20 protein-coding genes are annotated in these 16,777 nt (G+C 69.4%); 13 read left to right on the top strand and 7 right to left on the bottom strand.

The window, feature by feature from the left end; all coding sequences use genetic code 11:
* Positions 1-67: 67 nt before the first annotated feature.
* Positions 68-1,432 carry a nitrate/nitrite transporter gene (locus FIU88_RS02585; protein WP_152478066.1) on the bottom strand — a complete coding sequence of 455 codons (1,365 nt, stop codon included), beginning with the start codon at positions 1,430-1,432 and terminating at the stop codon, positions 68-70.
* 196 nt (positions 1,433-1,628) lie between these two features.
* Here FIU88_RS02585 and FIU88_RS02580 point away from each other — a divergent pair, with 196 nt between their 5' ends.
* Both FIU88_RS02580 and mapR read left to right on the top strand, forming a co-directional pair.
* Positions 1,629-1,916 (top strand): hypothetical protein, encoded by a 288-nt coding sequence (locus tag FIU88_RS02580; protein ID WP_016855072.1) that lies wholly within the window; start codon positions 1,629-1,631, stop codon positions 1,914-1,916.
* Between the two features lie 150 nt (positions 1,917-2,066).
* Positions 2,067-3,476, top strand: coding sequence for a GntR family transcriptional regulator MpaR (gene mapR / locus FIU88_RS02575; protein WP_152478065.1), 1,410 nt, complete (start codon positions 2,067-2,069; stop codon positions 3,474-3,476).
* A gap of 2 nt (positions 3,477-3,478) precedes the next feature.
* Here the strand turns inward: mapR and FIU88_RS02570 are convergent, their stop codons facing one another.
* Complete coding sequence (locus FIU88_RS02570) at positions 3,479-4,111, bottom strand: hypothetical protein (RefSeq protein ID WP_016855074.1); 633 nt, start codon at positions 4,109-4,111, stop codon at positions 3,479-3,481.
* 160 nt (positions 4,112-4,271) lie between these two features.
* Complete coding sequence (gene nfsA / locus FIU88_RS02565; RefSeq protein WP_016855075.1) at positions 4,272-5,003, bottom strand: oxygen-insensitive NADPH nitroreductase; 732 nt, start codon at positions 5,001-5,003, stop codon at positions 4,272-4,274.
* Positions 5,004-5,218: 215 nt separating this feature from the next.
* Between nfsA and FIU88_RS02560 the strand changes: the two genes are divergently transcribed.
* The 3 genes from FIU88_RS02560 (at position 5,219) to bfr (ending at position 7,947) form a co-directional block, all read left to right on the top strand.
* Entirely contained in the window at positions 5,219-5,983 is a 765-nt protein-coding gene (locus FIU88_RS02560; RefSeq protein ID WP_152478064.1) for a DUF1499 domain-containing protein, read from the top strand.
* 118 nt (positions 5,984-6,101) lie between these two features.
* Positions 6,102-7,304: a nicotinate phosphoribosyltransferase gene (pncB, locus tag FIU88_RS02555; RefSeq protein ID WP_152478063.1), complete on the top strand. Its 1,203-nt coding sequence runs from the start codon at positions 6,102-6,104 to the stop codon at positions 7,302-7,304.
* 175 nt (positions 7,305-7,479) lie between these two features.
* Positions 7,480-7,947 (top strand): bacterioferritin, encoded by a 468-nt coding sequence (gene bfr, locus FIU88_RS02550; RefSeq protein ID WP_016855078.1) that lies wholly within the window; start codon positions 7,480-7,482, stop codon positions 7,945-7,947.
* Between the two features lie 38 nt (positions 7,948-7,985).
* On the opposite strand, the gene FIU88_RS02545 is transcribed toward bfr, so the two are convergent.
* Both FIU88_RS02545 and FIU88_RS02540 read right to left on the bottom strand, forming a co-directional pair.
* Positions 7,986-8,528: a YgjV family protein gene (locus FIU88_RS02545; RefSeq protein ID WP_152478062.1), complete on the bottom strand. Its 543-nt coding sequence runs from the start codon at positions 8,526-8,528 to the stop codon at positions 7,986-7,988.
* Positions 8,529-8,873: 345 nt separating this feature from the next.
* A complete protein-coding gene (locus FIU88_RS02540; protein ID WP_152478061.1) occupies positions 8,874-9,248 on the bottom strand; it encodes a hypothetical protein in 375 nt (124 codons plus the stop codon).
* 301 nt (positions 9,249-9,549) lie between these two features.
* On the opposite strand from FIU88_RS02540, the gene FIU88_RS02535 reads away from it, so the two are divergent.
* Positions 9,550-10,431: a sensor domain-containing diguanylate cyclase gene (locus FIU88_RS02535; protein ID WP_253742693.1), complete on the top strand. Its 882-nt coding sequence runs from the start codon at positions 9,550-9,552 to the stop codon at positions 10,429-10,431.
* A gap of 6 nt (positions 10,432-10,437) precedes the next feature.
* Here the strand turns inward: FIU88_RS02535 and FIU88_RS02530 are convergent, their stop codons facing one another.
* Positions 10,438-11,070 (bottom strand): SDR family oxidoreductase, encoded by a 633-nt coding sequence (locus tag FIU88_RS02530; protein ID WP_152478059.1) that lies wholly within the window; start codon positions 11,068-11,070, stop codon positions 10,438-10,440.
* Between the two features lie 195 nt (positions 11,071-11,265).
* Between FIU88_RS02530 and FIU88_RS02525 the strand changes: the two genes are divergently transcribed.
* Both FIU88_RS02525 and arfB read left to right on the top strand, forming a co-directional pair.
* Positions 11,266-11,481: a DUF3820 family protein gene (locus FIU88_RS02525; protein WP_016855083.1), complete on the top strand. Its 216-nt coding sequence runs from the start codon at positions 11,266-11,268 to the stop codon at positions 11,479-11,481.
* 63 nt (positions 11,482-11,544) lie between these two features.
* Entirely contained in the window at positions 11,545-11,958 is a 414-nt protein-coding gene (arfB, locus tag FIU88_RS02520; protein ID WP_046079486.1) for an alternative ribosome rescue aminoacyl-tRNA hydrolase ArfB, read from the top strand.
* Positions 11,959-12,009: 51 nt separating this feature from the next.
* On the opposite strand, the gene FIU88_RS02515 is transcribed toward arfB, so the two are convergent.
* Positions 12,010-12,459 (bottom strand): hypothetical protein, encoded by a 450-nt coding sequence (locus tag FIU88_RS02515; RefSeq protein WP_152478058.1) that lies wholly within the window; start codon positions 12,457-12,459, stop codon positions 12,010-12,012.
* Between the two features lie 327 nt (positions 12,460-12,786).
* Here FIU88_RS02515 and FIU88_RS02510 point away from each other — a divergent pair, with 327 nt between their 5' ends.
* The 5 genes from FIU88_RS02510 (at position 12,787) to FIU88_RS02490 (ending at position 16,762) form a co-directional block, all read left to right on the top strand.
* Positions 12,787-13,353, top strand: a complete 567-nt coding sequence (locus tag FIU88_RS02510; RefSeq protein ID WP_152478057.1) for a diguanylate cyclase — start codon at positions 12,787-12,789, stop codon at positions 13,351-13,353.
* Positions 13,350-14,465, top strand: coding sequence for a beta-ketoacyl-ACP synthase III (locus FIU88_RS02505; RefSeq protein ID WP_152478056.1), 1,116 nt, complete (start codon positions 13,350-13,352; stop codon positions 14,463-14,465). Before FIU88_RS02510 ends, FIU88_RS02505 begins: the two co-directional genes overlap by 4 nt.
* Complete coding sequence (locus tag FIU88_RS02500) at positions 14,462-15,151, top strand: hypothetical protein (RefSeq protein WP_152478055.1); 690 nt, start codon at positions 14,462-14,464, stop codon at positions 15,149-15,151. The genes FIU88_RS02505 and FIU88_RS02500 overlap by 4 nt, the downstream gene beginning before the upstream one ends.
* Positions 15,138-15,992 carry a hypothetical protein gene (locus FIU88_RS02495; RefSeq protein WP_152478054.1) on the top strand — a complete coding sequence of 285 codons (855 nt, stop codon included), beginning with the start codon at positions 15,138-15,140 and terminating at the stop codon, positions 15,990-15,992. Before FIU88_RS02500 ends, FIU88_RS02495 begins: the two co-directional genes overlap by 14 nt.
* Positions 15,993-16,069: 77 nt before the next feature.
* Positions 16,070-16,762 (top strand): hypothetical protein, encoded by a 693-nt coding sequence (locus FIU88_RS02490; RefSeq protein ID WP_152478053.1) that lies wholly within the window; start codon positions 16,070-16,072, stop codon positions 16,760-16,762.
* The last annotated feature ends 15 nt before the right edge of the window (positions 16,763-16,777 follow it).

Genomic DNA, 16,777 nt, shown 5'->3' with positions numbered 1-16,777 from the left:
GCCGCCCCCCGGCGGCTGACGCGACCTCTCGTCGCGAGCCCCGAGGCCGCGCGGATCGCCAGAGGCGTTACCGGGCACTCTGGCGAGCGTGCTCCGCCGGCCCTTCTTCGGAAGCGGTATCGGCGGACGCCTCGGCAGGCGCCTCCTGCTCTTGCGACTCTTGCGACTCTTGCGGCTCTTCCGGATCCTCCAGCGGCTCGCCCTCCTCGTTCTGCAGCTGTTGGTCGTAGGCCGCCTGCAGGCCGGTATCCTCCTCGGCTTCCGCGTCCTCGTCCGCTTGCTCGATATGGCCCGGATAGAAGGGCGACAGGATGGCCACCAGGATGCCCAGCGCGGCGAACATGGAGAACGCCGTCGCATAGCCGAAGGCATTGACCAGCCCGCCGACCACCGGCGAGCCGGTGGCCTGCCCCAGCGACACCGCCATGAAGGGCAGCACCGGCCCCACCGACAGCCGGCCCGGCAGCAGGCGGATGCCGGTCATCAGATACAGCCCCGTCAGGCTCATGTAGGCCAGGCCGAAGACCAGCGCGGAGAACGCCGCCAGCGGCGTCTGGGCGGGGCTGGCCGCAAGCAGCGCCAGGCTGGCGGCCAGCATCATCAGCATCAGCGCGTGAGTGATCGGCGGGTTGTTGCGGTCGGCCAGGTCGGCCACCACGGCGCCGCCGAGACCGGCGATGCCCACCGCCAGCCACAGCCAACCGGTGGAGGCCGGCGGCAGGCCGCCGAGGGTGACGACCAGGTCGGGCGCGAAGATCCAGTAGGCGGACGAAACGAAGCCCATCACGAAGGAGAACAGCGACAGCCGCACCAGCCGCGACCAAGGCAGTTCGGGGAGCGGCGGCGGCGGCGCGGCGTTCGAGGGCACGATGCGCGACACCGAGGGCAGGAACCACCAGGCGGCGATCACGCCGATGGCGGTGCAGATCGCGAACGAGAGATAGGCCAGCCGCCAGGCGCCGACCATGAACAGCACCGTGGGCACGGCGACGATCACGCCGATGCTGGTGCCGGCGTTCATCACCGAGCTGACCCGCCCGTGCAGCGAGCGCCTCACCATCGCCTGCATGGCGGCCGAGAGGGCCGGCATCATGAGGCCGGTGCAGATGCCGCAGGCGAACACGCCGCTGCCCAGCATCAGCGCGCCGGAGGCCTGGCTGATCAGCCCCAGGCCGACGACGCCGAACAGGCCGGACAGCACCGCCGTGTTGCGGGCGCCGAGATGGTCGGTGATGAAGGGCGCGACCACCGTGGACAGCAGGAAGCTGATCAGCGGCAGCGCGCCGATGATGCCGATGGCGTAGGGCGTGAGCTCCAGCGCGTCGCGGATCTGCGGCACGAACAGGCCGAAGGCGAAGCGCGCCAGGCCGTAGCTGATCGCGACCAGCGCCGCCCCGAGAATTGCGAACCTCGTGCTCGTAAGAGACTTCATGATACCTCCGCCAGGCTCGCCGGGCTGATGGTCAGTGGAGGGTCGGCGCCGCACGGCACCGACGGGACATATGCCGGTACGCGCGACCTTGCCAGTTCCCGGGGGGGATATGCCACCCTGTAACGACCACATCGTGTTGCCCCGCGACGGGCACGAGCGAATCGTGATTCACGCGCCCACGGAAAGGAGTCTTCCCATGAGCGACCGGAATGCCTACGAACAGAAGCTGCGCGCCAAGCTGGACGAGCTGCAGGCCGAGGTGGACAAGCTGAAGGCCCGTGCCAGGAGCGCCGAGGCCGACCAGCGCATCGAGCACGAGAAGGAAGTCGACGAGCTCGAGGCCAGGCGTGACGAGATGCGCCAGAAGCTCGACGAACTGCGCGACTCCAGCGACGACGCCTGGGACGACCTCAAGGCCGGCGCGGAAAGCGCCTGGAGCTCGCTGAGCGATTCCCTCGAGAAGGCCCGCTCACGCTTCAAGTGATGCGCCGTGCCTCCATCGGCTAGCCCCACGCCCCGGCCCTTCCTGGCCGGGGCGTTGTCGTGACGCCCCCTGCCGGCCTTCCGCCGCGGCGCCGGGCGTGGTGGAATGCTCTTCCTTCCGCCACTTCGATGACGGGGCCGCGAGCCGCCGATGAAACGCTACGAGACATTCGCCGACCGGATCGCCGAGCTGATCCGCGAGGGCGTGCTGGCCCCGGGCGAGCGGGTGCCCTCGGTGCGCCAGGCCAGTCGCCAGTACGGCATCAGCCACTCCACCGTCTTCCAGGCCTACTACCTGCTGGAGGATCGCGGGCTGATCGTGGCCAGGTCGCGCTCCGGCTATTACGTGCGCGAGCAGGCCCGGCGGGTGCTGCACGAGCCGCGCATGACGCCGCGCCGGCAGGAGAGCGCCGACGTGGCCGTCAGCGAGCTGGTGTTCTCGGTGCTCGACTCGCTCCAGGACCCCGACACCGTGCCGTTCGGCTCGGCCTTCCCCAGCCCGGAGCTGTTCCCGCTCGCCCGGCTGGCCCGCAGCATGGCCAAGGGCCTGCGCGGGATGAGCGGCGGCGACGTGCTGCGCGACATGACGACGGGCGACGCCGACCTGCGCCGCCAGATCGTGCTGCGCTACACGCTGAAGGGGATGCCGCTGCCGCCCGAGGAGCTGGTGATCACCAGCGGCGCCATGGAGGCGCTGAACCTGGGGTTGCAGTGCGTGACCGAGCCCGGGGACCTGGTCGCCATCGAGTCGCCGGCCTTCTACGCCAGCCTGCAGATCCTCGAGCGCCTGAAGCTCAGGGCGGTGGAGATTCCCGTGCACCCGCGCGAGGGCGTCGACCTGGACGTGCTGGCGGACAGCCTGGCGCGGCTGCCGATCAAGGCCTGCTGGTTCATGAGCCACCTGCAGAACCCGCTGGGCGCGAGCCTGGACGACGACAAGAAACGCGCGCTCTACGCGCTGATCAAGCGCCACCAGGTGCCGCTGATCGAGGACGACGCCTACGCGGAGCTCCACTTCGCCACCACGCCGCCGAAGCCGGTGAAGCAGTTCGACGACGAGGGCCTGGTCATCCACTGCGGCTCGTTCTCGAAGAGCCTGGCGCCGGGGTATCGGGTCGGCTGGGTGGCGGCCGGGCGCTTCGCGGAGGCGATCTCGCGGCTCAAGCTGATGACGACCATCTCGCCCTCGGTGCCGGCCCAGACGGCCATCGCCGACTATCTTCAGCATGGCGGCTATGACCGCCATCTGCGCCAGCTGCGCCATGCCCTGGAGACCCAGCAGGGCCGGATGCTGGCCGCGGCCGCGCATCACTTCCCGGCCGAGACCCGGGCCACGCGCCCGGCCGGCGGCTACTTCCTGTGGTTCGAACTGCCCGAACGGGTGGACTCGCTGCGCCTGTTCCATCTGGCCCGGGAGCGTGGCATCAGCCTGGCGCCGGGGCCGATCTTCTCCGCCACCCAGGGCTTTCGCCACTGCCTGCGCCTGAGCTACGGCCATCCCTGGACGCCGCGCAGCGAGGCGGCCATGGCGACGCTGGGCGAGCTGATCGACGCCTTCTGAACTCAGGCGCGCGGCGCCTCGTGCAGGCGCCGGTTCAGCCGGCCGATCTGCTGGAGATCGTGCAGGTAGAGGTCGAGCTTCGAGACGGCGAAGGCCAGCAGCGCCGAGGCATAGACCAGCGCCGTCAGCACGGCCAGGTTGTTGGCCCAGGCCAGCGCCGGCACCGCCACCGGATAGGCCGCGGTGAAGATGCTCATCCCGCCCCAGAACAGCGCCAGCAGGCTGCAGGCCATGACCAGCACCAGCATCGGCCCGCGCCGATAGCGCCGCGGCGGACGGGTCTTCCAGCCCGGCAGGTGCGCCACGGTCAGCTCGCCGCGGGTGTCGATGCGCCCGCGCCGGCGCAGCAGCGGCTCGGCGAAGGCCTTCCGCCGGCCCGGCGCCAGCGCCGCCAGCACCAGCCGCGGGTCGACGCCGCCGCCGAAGATGCGGGCCACCGCCTGCTCGAACCCTGCCGAGGGCCGGCCGTCGCGGCACTCCTCGGCCGCGTCGCAAAGCGTCGTCAGCGCCTGGTTGACCCGCTCCGGGCGCTCCTCCTCGTCCTCGAAGTTGATCGCGTAGTGCACGCTGTACACCTGATGCAGCGCGAACGTCACACCGACGAAGATCAGGAAGAACGCGACGTAGATCATCATGACACCCCTCAAACCCTGGAAACCGGCCCGCGTCCCGCGGCCCCTGTGGTGGGCGGTCAAGATGACAGAACGGCCGGGGCCATAACAGGGGCAGAAGGTCGCGAAAAAAGGGGATCAGTTGGGAGCGCAAGCCCCGAGAATACATCGGGGCCGGCAGCGCCTACTTCATCTCGAAGCCGCGCTTGACCAGGAAGTCGCGCATGTGGGGACGCAGCTTGGTGTCGAACAGCGGCTCGAGGCTCTTCGACCAGTTGGTGTCCTTGGTGCCGCCGGTGCGCTCGCCGTAGTAGCGGTGCATCTCGTCGTCGTAGGCGTCGACCTGTTCGCGGTCGTCGGTGTAGCGGTCTTCCTTGAGGATCGCCTCGACCGGCAGGCGCGGCTTCACGTCCGGGTCGTGGGCGGGGTAGCCGATGCACATGCCGAACACCGGATAGACATGCTCCGGCAGCTCGAGCAGCTCGCTGACGGCCTGCGGGTTGTTGCGGATGCCGCCGATGTAGCAGATGCCGAGCCCCTCGGACTCGGCGGCCACGGCCACGTTCTGCGCCATCAGCGCGGTGTCGACGCTGGCCACCAGCAGCTGCTCGGTCATGCCGCGCACGACGTTGGCGCCGGTGCGCTCGGAGGCGTCGGTGGGCCGCTTCATGTCGGCGCAGAACACCAGGAAGTCGGAGGCGCTGGCGACGTAGCCCTGGCCGCCGGCCAGCTCGGCGATCTGCTCGCGCTTGGCCGGGGTGGTCACGTGGATGACGCTGTAGGCCTGCACGTGGTTGGAGGACGCGGCGGCCTGGCCGGCGCTGACCAGCTCCCGCAGCAGCTCGGGCGGCATCTTCTGGTCGGTGAACTTGCGCACCGAGCGATGGGACTTCAGCAGTTCGATGGTCGGATTCATGGGGCCTCGCAGAAAGCGTGTTCGGATGGTTCGGGGTCGGCCGGATCGCCGAGCCCGCCAAGACCCGTCCAAGATACTTAACATGCTCACGACATGCCAACATGGGCGCCATCGCCTCGGCCTATCGGCGACCGGCGCCTACCGGCAGGATCGGCACGAGCGTCCTCGGGCACTATAGTAGGGGCCATGCCGCAACGAAGGGAGGAAGCCACGCCATGTCGTTGACCTTCAAGCCCCGACCGCGCGGCGGCCGCTGGCCGGCCGCCCTGGCCTGGCTGGCCGTGCTGCTGCTGGCGATGGCCGCGGCGCTGATGGCCGGCACGGGGCCGGCCTATCGCCTGGAATGGCTGTCGCTCGGGCAGTCGTTCTCGCTATTGCATCGCGCCGCCCTGCTGGCCGTGGGCGCGGCGCTCGTCGCCGTGGTCGCCCTGCTGGTCGCCGGGGTCTGTCGTCGCGCCAGGCCGGTGCTGGCGAGCCTGCTGGTGATCGGGGCGGGGGTGGCGATCGTCGCGCAGCCGCTGCAGATGCGCGAGCTGGCCCGCAGCGTGCCGCCGATCCACGACATCACCACCGACCTCGCCGACCCGCCGGCCTTCGAGGCGCTGGCAGAGGCGCGCCGGGCGGCGCCCAACGCGCTCGACTATCCCCCCGCCTTCGCCGAGGCCCAGCGTGAGGGCTATCCGCACCTGGGGCCGGTGGAGATCCCGCGGCCGCTGCCGGCGGTGCGCGACGCCGCCGAGGCCCTGGCCCGGGAGCGCGGCTGGTCGATCGCGGCCGTGCGCGAGCGCCGGCTCGAGGCGGTGGCGACCACCCGCTGGTTCGGCTTCGAGGACGATATCGTGGTCCGGCTGACGCCGAGTGCGGCGGGCACCACGGTGGACATGCGCTCGGCCTCGCGCCTCGGCCAGAGCGACCTGGGCACCAATGCGGCGCGCATCCAGACCTTCCTCGAGGCGCTGACGGCCCGGCTCGCGCCCTGACTCCTCTGCGGGGTCGATTCGTCACCGAACCGTGAACACGCTACCATCATGCCCCCGCGAGACGCCGGTCTCGCGGGCCGCTGCAGCGGTCCACCATCATTCACAGGGAGCATCCTTCATGGCGGCCACGTACCGCGCCCCGGGTCAGATCATCACCTCGCTGCTGGATACCGACTGGTACAAGCTCACCATGATGCAGGGGGTTCATCACAACTACCCCAATGCCAGCGTGACCTGGGAATTCCGCTGCCGCGACGCCGAGGACCTGCGCCCCTATCTCGACGAGATCCGCGCCCAGATCGACGGCCTGGCCTCGCTGTCGCTGAGCGAGGCGGAATCCGCCTACCTGAGCGACTTCGCCTACATGTCGCCGGACTTCGTGCGCTTCCTGGAGCTGTACCGCTTCCGCCCCGAGTACGTGGACCTGCACATGGAGGGCAGCGAGCTGTGCATCGTCATCGACGGCCCCTGGACGCACAGCATCCTGTTCGAGATCGTGATCCTCGCCATCATCAGCGAGGTGCGCAATCACACCCTGAACCCCGGGGCCAGCGTCGATCAGGCCGTGTCGCAGCTGCGCACGAAGATGGATCGGCTGCGCCGCGACTACACGCCGGCCCAGCTGGCCGACTTCCGGCTGGCCGACTTCGGCACCCGGCGGCGGCTCTCCCAGCCGGTGCAGGAGGCCATCGTCGAGGTGCTGACCGAGGAGTTCCCCGGCCAGTTCGTCGGCACCAGCAACGTCGACATCGCCCGGCGCCACGGCCTGGCGCCGATGGGCACCATGGCCCACGAGTGGGTGATGGCCCACCAGCAGCTCGGCAGCCGGCTGGTGGACAGCCAGCGCACCGCGCTGGAGGCCTGGGTGCAGGAATACCGCGGCCACCTGGGCGTGGCGCTGACCGACACCATCAACCTCGACGCCTTCCTGGCCGACTTCGATCTGTACTTCGCCAAGCTGTTCGACGGCCTGCGGCACGACAGCGGCGATCCCATGGTGTTCGCCGAGAAGTGCATCCGCCACTACGAGGCGCTCGGCATCGACCCGCGCGGCAAGACGCTGATCTTCAGCGACGCCCTGACCTTCGACTCGGCGATGGGCATCAAGACCGCCCTGGACGGACGCATCCGCACCAGTTTCGGCATCGGCACCAGCCTCACCTGCGACCTGCCGGACGTGAAGCCGATGAACATGGTGATCAAGATGGTGGCCTGCAACGGCCAGCCGGTGGCCAAGATCTCCGATGCCCCGGGCAAGATGCTGTCCCGGGACGAGGCCTATGTGCGCTATCTGAAGAGCGTCTTCGGGGTGACCGCCTGAACCGCCTCGCCCCGCCGGGAGAAACGGGCAGGAGGCGAGACGCGAAACCTGGACCGAATGCGAATCGCACGCGAAGGCAATCTCAAGTCATTGATATGCCGAGAAAAATTGACCAATCCCGCGCCCCGGACTAGGATGCGCAGCTGATACGTCACGTCGACAGGGAAGAACGCTCATGCAAGGCCATCAAGAGATCATCGACGCCCTGAACGGCCTGCTCGCCGCCGAGCTCGCCGCCATGGATCAGTACTTCGTGCACGCCGAGATGTATGCCGACATGGGGCTGACCAAGCTCCACGAGCGCATCGACCACGAGTTCCACGACGAGAAGGGCCACGCCCAGAAGCTGATCGAGCGCATCCTGATGCTCGAAGGCAAGCCGGACATCCACACCCGCACCCAGGTGCGCATCGGCAAGGACGTGGAAGAGATGCTCGGCTACGACCTGCAGCTCGAGTACGAGGTCGGCGACGCCCTCAAGGCCGCCATCGCCCTATGCGAGCGCGAGCGCGACTTCAACACCCGCGCCATCCTGCTGCCGCTGCTCTCCGACACCGAGGAAGATCACGCCCACTGGCTGGAACAGCAGCTGCGCCTGATCAAGCTGGTCGGCCGCGAGAACTACCTCGTCGCCCAGATGTAGGCCGCTCGGGCCGGCTCCCTCGGCCCGGCCGCCTTCGCTCAGGGGCTCAGGCCATAGCGCCGGGCGGCGCGCCGCAGGCGCCAGATGGTGATCAGGTTGGTGACGAGGATCAGCGTCTCGGCGAGGGTGCCACCGATGGAGCCGGCCAGCAGGTTGCTGATCACCCAGCAGAAGGCCGCCGCGGCCAGCACCCCGCGCATGGCGACGCCGCGCAGCATGAACATGCCCCAAGTGCCGAGCAGGCCGGCCAGCAGCGCCGGCACGTCGCTCGGGCCGCTCCAGGTCAGCAGCGCGACCGCCAGGGTCGCGACGAGCACCGCGGCCATCACCGCCACGCTGCCCGGGTAGCGACGCACCAGGGCGATGCGCAGCACGATCAGCGCCGAGATGCCCGCCGCCACCCAGCTCTGGAACAGCGCGAACTGGGCGGCGAAGGCCACGTTGGCGAACAGCAGCAGCACGAACAGCCGATCGTCGCGCCGGCTGGCGAAGCCGGCCACGCACAGCGCCAGGGCCACCAGGCTGACGCCCTGCCCCAGCCACTCCCTCGTCGCCAGCCCGCTCAGGCCGAATGCTTCCATGCGCGCCTCCCTTCATCGCGATGTCCTCTGGCATCGCGTCAGGCTAGCATGCCGCGCCGGCGCTCGGGGCTCACTCGCGCCTCCGCGCCGAAACGCGGCCCCCTTACGCCAGCCGCCTCGCCCTCTGGCCAAGCCGGCTGCGGCGCGGTAGAATTGTTAGGTAGCGAACTATGATCTGGCTAGCACCGGCGCATGGTTTGCTGTTTCCTTCGATATTGGGCCGGCCTCCACCAGGGGGCCGGCCCTTTTTTGTCTGCCAAGCCGGGCCCTCGCCGCGCCTCCGCTCACACGAGCCCCGACGCCCGCCTCTTCGGCGGGCGTCGTCGTGCTCAGGCCGGGTCGTTGTCAGGCCGGGTCGTGGTGGTGGCCGTCGCGTGCGTCGACGGCGCGCCGGAACTCCTCCCGCCAGGCCTCGGCGTGGCGCGCCGGGTCCTGCGGCAAGCGCCCCAGCTCGAGGGCCAGCGCGAAGAAGCCCTCGCGCGGCAGGCCCTCGCCCTGCCGGCTGACCACCAGCGCGGCGATGAAGGGACGGCCGGCGGCGGCGTCCTCCCGCATCAGCTGTTCCAGGGCCAGCGCCACGCGGCGGATGGTCCGCGGCGGGGTGAGCGCCAGGGCCTCGGCGAGCCGCTGGTAGGTCAGCGGCAGCTCGGCCTCGGGGACGGTCTCGAGCAGCCGGCGGGCGCGGGCCGGCAGGGAAGCCTCGGCATCGTGCATGGGCATGAATCCTTTCCTTCGGGGGACGACAGGGAAAACGGACGATGGTGCGCCGGGATGATGGCGCCCGCAACGCCCCGCGTCGAAGCGTTGAGGCCCCATCTTGTACAACGCCGAGCCATCATGAAAAATAAGCAAATTATTCTTTCATCATCGCCGAATCGGCGTGTCGGCTCAGGGTGGCAGGGGATGACATCGGCACCCTGAGCGCCCAAGGCGTGCCCCCATGGCGGCACACCGGCCGTTCGAGGCCGGCCTTCCGCTGCGGCAGGGCGACCCGTTCGCTCGCCCAACCGAGGATGACCGCATGCCGCTGACCCTGACCCGCTCCGACAACGTGCCCCGGCTGATCCGTGCCGCCCCGATCGGCATCTGCATCACCAACGAGGCGGGCATCCTCGAGATGGTCAACCCGGCCTTCTGCGAGTTCTACGGCTACGCGGAGGAGGAGCTGCTGGGCCGCTCCTTCGCCCTGGTGGTGCCGGAGGCCGAGCGCGAGGCCATGCTCAGGCGCCATCGATGCTTCATGCAGGGCGACGAGGAGCATGACGAGCGTCAGGAATGGGAGGTGGTCGGTCGCGACGGCGAGACGCACAGCATCATCGCCGAGTCGTCGCGCCTGAAGGACGATGCCGGGCGGCTCAAGCGCGTCATCTTCATCACCGACATCACCGAGCGCAAGGCCCTGGAGCGGCGCCTCGACTTCCTGGCCCGCCACGACGAGCTGACCGGCCTGCTCAACCGCCGCGCCGGCATGGCGCGGCTGGGCGAGGAGATCGCGCGCGCCCGCCGGCAGGGTAGCCCGCTGTGCGTGGCCATCATCGATCTGGACAACTTCAAGCAGATCAACGACCGCCACGGCCACGCCACCGGCGACGAGGTACTGTGCGACGTGGCCGCGAGGCTGGGCGGCGAGCTGCGCGACTATGACGTGCTGGCCCGGCTGGGCGGCGAGGAATTTCTGGTGATCCTGCCCGGCGCCACCCAGGAGCAGGCCCATGAGAGCCTCGAACGCCTGCGCACGCGGATCGCGAGCGCGTCACCGGGCCGATCGGACCTCTCCGTCACGCTCTCCGCCGGCATCGCCGCGCTGCGCGCGGACGAGGCCTGCCATGTGCTGCTGGAACGTGCCGACCGGGCGCTCTATCGCGCCAAGCAGGACGGCCGCAACCGGACCCAGGCGGGCTGAGCGGCCTCAGGCCAGCACCGCCTCGAGCTCGCGCTCGCCGTCCAGCAGCGGGTACTCGCGGCCGTTCGCCGCCTTGCCCTGCACCAGATGCAGCAGCGCATGGGCGACGTTGGCCCGGGAGACCTCGTTGTTGCCGCCGCTTTCCTCCAGCGAGGCGGCGACGCGTCGGGTGGCCGGCTCGTCGGTGAGACGGCCCGGCTTGAGGATCGCCCAGGGCACCTCGGCGGCCTTGAGATAGGCATCGGCGGCGCGCTTGGCGGCGAGATAGGGGCGCAGCGCCTCCGGCCCGGCCAGCGGGTCGTCGACGCGCAGGGCGCTGACCATCACGAAGCGCTCGAGCCCCAGCTCGGCGGCCAGATCCACCGCGCGCATGGCACCGTTGAGGTCGATCAGCAGCGTCTTGTCGGGGCCGGTGTGCGGCCCGGAGCCGGCGGTGAACACCACCCGGTCACAGCCCTCGAAGGCGTGACGCAGCTCGCCCTCCAGGTCGCCGATCACGGTCTCGATGCCCCGCGCCTCGAACCAGGCACGCTGGTCGTCATTGCGTACCATCGCCCGAACGGGCTCGCCGGCCTGCCGGGCCAGCTCGCAGAACAGGCGGCCGATCTGGCCGTTGGCGCCGATCACCAGTGTGGTCATGGAAGGTCCCTCGTGTGCCATGGATGTCCGACAGCAATGCGGGCCGGCCCGCCGCGATTCAAGGGCGGAGCGGGAAATCCGCCGTCGACTGGCCGCCCGGCCCTCGGTGGCGTACCCTGCGGCCTCGTTTTCACCGCTTTCCATCCCCGTTTTCATTCACCCGACTTTGCGGACAACACCTAGAGGAGCGGCGCCTTGCAACCCGAGGACCTGCAACGCCTGGTCACCCAGCGCATGCCCTTCGGCAAGTACGAAGGCACCCTGATCGCCGATCTTCCCGGCCCCTATCTCGCCTGGTTCGCCCGCGAGGGCTTCCCGGCGGGCCAGATCGGCCAGCTGCTGCAGCTGATGCACGAGATCGACCACAACGGCCTCGGCGAGCTGCTCGAACCGCTGCGCCAGCGCGGCTGAACGGCCGCTCCGCCGCCGATTTCCCGATTCATCCCCTCTTCACCCAGCCACCGCGAGGACACCATGCTGCGTATCTCCAATACCGTGGAAGTACCCGACCACGAGATCGAGATTCACCAGATCCGCGCCCAGGGCGCGGGCGGGCAGAACGTCAACAAGGTCGCCTCGGCGGTGCATCTGCGCTTCGACATCCCCGCCTCCAGCCTGCCGGAGTTCTACAAGGAGCGCCTGCTGGCGCTGTCCGACCAGCGCATCAGCAAGGACGGGGTGATCGTGATCAAGGCCCAGGAGCACCGCACCCTGGAGCTCAACAAGGAAGATGCCCTGAACCGGCTGCGCGAGCTGATCCGCCAGGCCATCCAGCAGCGCAAGGCGCGCAAGCCGACCAAGCCGACCAAGGGCTCACAGCGCCGCCGGGTCGACAAGAAGGTCAAGAAGGGCCAGACCAAGGCGCTGCGCGGCAAGGTGAAGCTCTGAGCGACACGGAGCCGGCCGGCCCGGGGCACCGGCCGTGAGGGCCAAGCTCGCTCAGCGGAAGGTGTCGCAGACGGCACTCTGCGCCGACGGGTCGTGATGCTCGGTATGCGTCACCGGCCCGTCGCCGGGCGCGATGGGCACGCGCCACTGGTGATCGTGCTGCATGGGATCGCAGTTGCCGGCGGTGCCGCCGCCGAAGTTGGCATCGATCCAGTAGTGCACGGCGTACTGGCCGTCGGCCACCAGCGCGCGCTGGAAGGTGAAGGAGAAGCTCGGGTCGTCCTCGCCGGACACCTTGCCGGTCTCCACCGCGATGGTCTCGTCGAGGGCCGTGTCGACCAGCGCCGCCTGGATCGCCTGGCCGCCGTGGGGCCCCTGGAAGCTGGCATCGCCCTGGAAGACCAGGTCCCGCCCCTCGCTGGCGAGCGCCGTGCCGGCGAACAGCGGCAGCGTCAGCAGCAGGCCGCGGCCGAACCGGGCGGCGAAGGATGTGGTGGGCATGGCGTGAACCTCCCTATGCAGTATTCAGGGCAAGCACAATGGCCCCTTCAGCATAGTGCCCCGCCCCGCCGCCTGCCGACGGCGAGCATTTCCATGCACCATGGCTTATATTCTATGCGCCACCGGGTGCCGCGAGTCCCCCGCTCCACCGTGCCGTCGCGCGCCTGACGCCCCCTCGTCCCGGCCGGATTGAAACAACCGTTTGCATCCTGATGGCGATCGACTAGACTCGTTTTCGAACAGTGTTTTCAAACACCGAATCCCTCCATGGAAAGGAGCCCTCCTCGTGTCACCCATCGTCTTACGCCGTCGCCGCGAGGCCATGCCATGACCACCGATGCACTGCTGATCCAGGTCCTGCTCTACGTCTTCCTGCCGCTCTGGGGCATCGCCGGCTTCGTCGACTGGTGCTGCCATCGTGCCACCCGCATCGAGGCCACCTCGGGGCTCAAGGAATCGCTGGTCCACTCGCTGATGGGCCTCCAGGTCGGCGCGCCGATCCTTCTGTGCCTGCTCTTTGAAGTCAACGTGCTGGTGCTGCTGATCTGCCTGGCGGCCTGGGTGCTGCACGAGCTGGTGGCCCACTGGGACGTCCACTACGCCGCCCCGCGCCGCCACATCAGCATCTGGGAGATGCACGCCCACAACTACCTGGCCAGCCTGCCGCTCTACATGCTGGCGCTGATCGCGGTGCTCAACGGCCCGGTGGTGGCGGACCTGCTGACGCTGGACTGGGCCGGCCAGCTGTCGCTGGTCCCCTTGACCGTGCCCCACGGCGGCGCCGGCTATCTGCCGTTCTATCTCACCTTCATGGCGGTGCTGGCGATCTTCCCCTACGCGGAGGAGAACCTGCGCTGCCTGGTCCATGCCCTGAAGCACCGGAGGTCGGCATGAGCGTCTACATCACCAGCACCGGCCATCACCTGCCCGGCGAGCCGGTGGACAACGACCGCATCGAGGAGGTGCTGGGTCGGGTCCACGGCAAGCCCAGCCGGCTCAAGCGGCGCATCCTCGAGGCCAACGGCATCCAGACGCGCCACTATGCGATCGATGCCGAGCATCGCACCACGATCAGCAACGGCGAGATGGCCGCCCTGGCCGGCCGCGACTGCCTGGATCGGGGCTACCTGCCCGACGCCCGCCTCGACATGCTCAGCGTGGCCACCAGCCAGGGCGACCTGGTGCTGCCGGGCTTCGGCAGCATGGTGCAGGCGGAGCTGGGCCTGCCGAGCCTGGAGCTGCACACCAGCCACGGCATCTGCTCGAGCAGCATGATGGCGCTGAAGGCCGCCTGGACGGCGATCCGCGCCGGCGAGCACGGCAATGCGCTGGTGGTCGCCAGCGAGCTGGCCTCGCGGCTGTTCAAGGCCAGCCGCTTCGAGGCCGCCGGGGCGACGCCCGACTTCAACGCCGAGTTCCTGCGCTGGATGCTCTCCGACGGCGCCGGCGCCCTGCTGCTGGAGGACCGCCCGCGCGGCCTCAGCTTCCGCATCGACTGGATCCGCGGCTTGTCCCACGCCGACGCCTTCCCGGTGTGCATGAGCGTGGGCCGACCGAACGGCCAGGGGCGCCACCCGAGCTGGCAGGACTACCCCACCTACGCCGAGGCCGAGGCCGACGGCGCGCTGCTGATCCGCCAGGACGTGCGGCTGCTCGATCACCTGGTGAAGCTCGGCGTCGACGGCCTGCTGCGGCTGATCGACGAGGGCCGAGTGAGGGTCGACGAGGTCGACCACCTGCTGTGTCACTACTCCTCGCATCACTTCCGCGGCCAGATCTTCGACATGCTGACCCAGGCCGGCGCCGCCATTCCCGAGGAGAAGTGGTACACCAACCTCTACACCCGCGGTAACACCGGCTGCGCCTCGCTGTTCATCATGCTCGACGAGTTCCGCCGCACCCACGAGCTCGCCGAGGGCGAGACCCTGCTGTGCTTCGTGCCCGAGAGCGGGCGCTTCAACAACGTCTACATGCACCTCACCGTGGTCAGGGAGGCCACCCCATGAGCGACAAGGTCACCACCTCCGAGGGCCAGGCCTGCCTGCAGGGCCTGATGCGCGTCTGGTTCGACTTCGAGCGCCAGCTCGGCCGGGTGCCGATCCTCCAGCGCCTGGAGCGCGACCGCTTCAGCGACGAGGACTACCGCCGGCTGCTGTGCCACCTGCGCCAGCAGGTGATCGAGGGCGCGCGCTGGATCACCCGCGGCGCCTCGAGCTTCGAGCGCGACTTCGCCGACGTGCGCTCGATGGTGATCGAGCACGCCCGGGAGGAGCACCGCGACTACGAGATGCTGGAGGCCGACTACGTGGCGGCCGGCGGCGAGCGCGAGACGATCGTTCACGCCGAGCGCAACGCCGGCAGCGAGGCGCTGCACGCCTTCATGATGCATCGCGCCAGCCAGCCCAATCCCGTCGACCTGATCGGCGCCATGTGGATCATCGAGGGGCTCGGCCACAAGATGGCCGACGACTGGGCCCGACGCATCGACGCGGCCCTCGGCGGCGACGGCGGCGCCACCCGCTTCATGCGCTATCACGGCGCCAACGACGACGCCCACCTGGACAAGCTCTACGCGCTGCTCGACCGGGTGTGTCGCGGCGAGGCCGAGCGCCGGGCGATCCTGCGCACCGCCCGGGTGGTGGCGCGGCTCTATGCCCTGCAGCTCGAGGAGATCGACCATGAGCCGGCGTAGCCCCTTCCTGCGCGCCCTGGAGGCCGACGACACCCTGCCCATCGAGCGCGAGGCGCTGCGGCTCTGGCTCGACGACATGGAGCGCCCCACCCGCTGGTCGCTGCGCCCGCTGCTGCAGCTGGTGCTGGGCGCGCTGCTGCACCTGACCTGGTTCCTCAAGCGGCTGCCGCTGCCCCAGTTCCGCGCCCACGGCCTGCTGCAGCGGCTGATCTGCTGGTTCTGCCGCCACGTGGTCAGCCCCGAGGCCAATCTGCTGATCCTGCGCCACTACGCCACCGAATCGAACGTCATCAACTTCCTGATCGACAACGGCGCCGCCGGCGAGGTCGAGCCGCTGGCGCTGTATCCGCGGCGCATCGAGGACATGCTGACGGCGAGCTTCGTCGACCACGACCAGGAACTGTTCCGGGCCATCGCCGAGCTCGGCGAGCGCGGCCAGGACAGCGCGCCGCGCCCGCCCGAGGCGCTGGGCTGGGAACACTGGCGGCCGCTGGACATGACCGAGTTCACGGTCGAGCGCCGGCGCACCCAGGTGCTCGACTTCGAGAGCGCCCACGTGCTGTTCATGTGCCTGTTCTGCCTGCTGCTGACCCGCGAGGAGTACCGCGACGCCATCAACGGCTTCAATCTCGACCAGTCCATCGCGCTGCGCATCGGCCGCATGATCGGCGATCCGACCCTGGCCGAGCTGGCCTACAACAAGTACCCGCACTACCTGGTCGGGCCCTGGAATCTCAGCCAGCGCTTCCTGATGCACGGCTTCTTCACCGAGCACCTCTACGCCCGCCTGGAGACGCTCCGCCGGGAGCAGGGCCTCGGCCAGAAGGAGGAGACGGCGTGACTTTCCCCGGAGGCGCAGTACTATGAATCCGGTGCATCGCGCACCCGGACTCAAAAAGAACGCAAGGGAACTGGACTATGCTGTCATCAACTCATCGCAAGGCTGCACTCGTGGCCCTTCCGCTGCTGTGTCTCAGCGCCGGCGCCCAGGCGCTGGACTGGCAGGCCACCCCGACCTACGGCACCGTGAACCTCAACTCCGGCTTCCAGCCCGACCCGCACGTGACCTCACTCACCGCCGGCGGCAGCCGCTCGGCGAGCGAGGCGGGGCCCAACTGCAGCGGTTACGTCAGCGGCGACCCCGACCTGGACCTGAACTACCAGGCCGGCCAGTACACCCTGAGCATCTACGCCGAAGCCCAGCAAGACATCACCCTGGTGGTCTACGATGCCGCCGGCAACTGGCACTGCAACGATGACTACTCCACCGCCGCCGGCACCAACCCCGGCATCAAGTGGAACGATCCGCCCTCCGGCAACTACAACATCTGGGTCGGTACCTACGCGTCCGGCGACCTGCCCCAGGCCAACCTCTACGTCTCCGAGGCCAGCCCGTCCTGGAGCGGCGCCGGCGCCTCCAGTGGCTCGAGCCGTTCGAGCAACGGCATCGAATGGGGCGACAACACCAGCCGCTGGGCCAACGACGGCGAGTGCGACGACCCGCGCTTCGCCGGCCCGGGCGTGCACTCGCTCAACATCGACGAGGACCGCTACCACGACGCCAACGACTGCCGCTCGCTCTACGAGCAGGGCCAGGTCTACCTGAAGTAGCCCCTGGCCAAGGGC

The sequence above is a fragment of the Halomonas sp. THAF12 genome (assembly GCF_009363675.1).
GTDB lineage: Bacteria > Pseudomonadota > Gammaproteobacteria > Pseudomonadales > Halomonadaceae > Halomonas > Halomonas smyrnensis.
Note: the sequence above shows the minus strand (reverse complement) of the source record. Positions and strands in the feature narration are given on the sequence as shown.

Excerpts from the sequence above, each read along its gene's own strand:
- mapR (WP_152478065.1), top strand. The coding sequence starts at position 2,067 with ATGAAACGCTACGAGACATTCGCCGACCGGATCGCCGAGCTGATCCGC.
- FIU88_RS02495 (WP_152478054.1), top strand. The coding sequence starts at position 15,138 with ATGAGCCGGCGTAGCCCCTTCCTGCGCGCCCTGGAGGCCGACGACACC.
- FIU88_RS02560 (WP_152478064.1), top strand. The coding sequence starts at position 5,219 with ATGTCGTTGACCTTCAAGCCCCGACCGCGCGGCGGCCGCTGGCCGGCC.
- bfr (WP_016855078.1), top strand. The coding sequence starts at position 7,480 with ATGCAAGGCCATCAAGAGATCATCGACGCCCTGAACGGCCTGCTCGCC.
- FIU88_RS02540 (WP_152478061.1), bottom strand. The coding sequence starts at position 9,248 with ATGCCCATGCACGATGCCGAGGCTTCCCTGCCGGCCCGCGCCCGCCGG.
- pncB (WP_152478063.1), top strand. The coding sequence starts at position 6,102 with ATGGCGGCCACGTACCGCGCCCCGGGTCAGATCATCACCTCGCTGCTG.
- FIU88_RS02505 (WP_152478056.1), top strand. The coding sequence starts at position 13,350 with ATGAGCGTCTACATCACCAGCACCGGCCATCACCTGCCCGGCGAGCCG.
- arfB (WP_046079486.1), top strand. The coding sequence starts at position 11,545 with ATGCTGCGTATCTCCAATACCGTGGAAGTACCCGACCACGAGATCGAG.
- FIU88_RS02580 (WP_016855072.1), top strand. The coding sequence starts at position 1,629 with ATGAGCGACCGGAATGCCTACGAACAGAAGCTGCGCGCCAAGCTGGAC.
- FIU88_RS02530 (WP_152478059.1), bottom strand. The coding sequence starts at position 11,070 with ATGACCACACTGGTGATCGGCGCCAACGGCCAGATCGGCCGCCTGTTC.
- FIU88_RS02545 (WP_152478062.1), bottom strand. The coding sequence starts at position 8,528 with ATGGAAGCATTCGGCCTGAGCGGGCTGGCGACGAGGGAGTGGCTGGGG.
- FIU88_RS02515 (WP_152478058.1), bottom strand. The coding sequence starts at position 12,459 with ATGCCCACCACATCCTTCGCCGCCCGGTTCGGCCGCGGCCTGCTGCTG.
- nfsA (WP_016855075.1), bottom strand. The coding sequence starts at position 5,003 with ATGAATCCGACCATCGAACTGCTGAAGTCCCATCGCTCGGTGCGCAAG.
- FIU88_RS02490 (WP_152478053.1), top strand. The coding sequence starts at position 16,070 with ATGCTGTCATCAACTCATCGCAAGGCTGCACTCGTGGCCCTTCCGCTG.
- FIU88_RS02510 (WP_152478057.1), top strand. The coding sequence starts at position 12,787 with ATGACCACCGATGCACTGCTGATCCAGGTCCTGCTCTACGTCTTCCTG.
- FIU88_RS02570 (WP_016855074.1), bottom strand. The coding sequence starts at position 4,111 with ATGATGATCTACGTCGCGTTCTTCCTGATCTTCGTCGGTGTGACGTTC.
- FIU88_RS02535 (WP_253742693.1), top strand. The coding sequence starts at position 9,550 with ATGCCGCTGACCCTGACCCGCTCCGACAACGTGCCCCGGCTGATCCGT.
- FIU88_RS02585 (WP_152478066.1), bottom strand. The coding sequence starts at position 1,432 with ATGAAGTCTCTTACGAGCACGAGGTTCGCAATTCTCGGGGCGGCGCTG.
- FIU88_RS02500 (WP_152478055.1), top strand. The coding sequence starts at position 14,462 with ATGAGCGACAAGGTCACCACCTCCGAGGGCCAGGCCTGCCTGCAGGGC.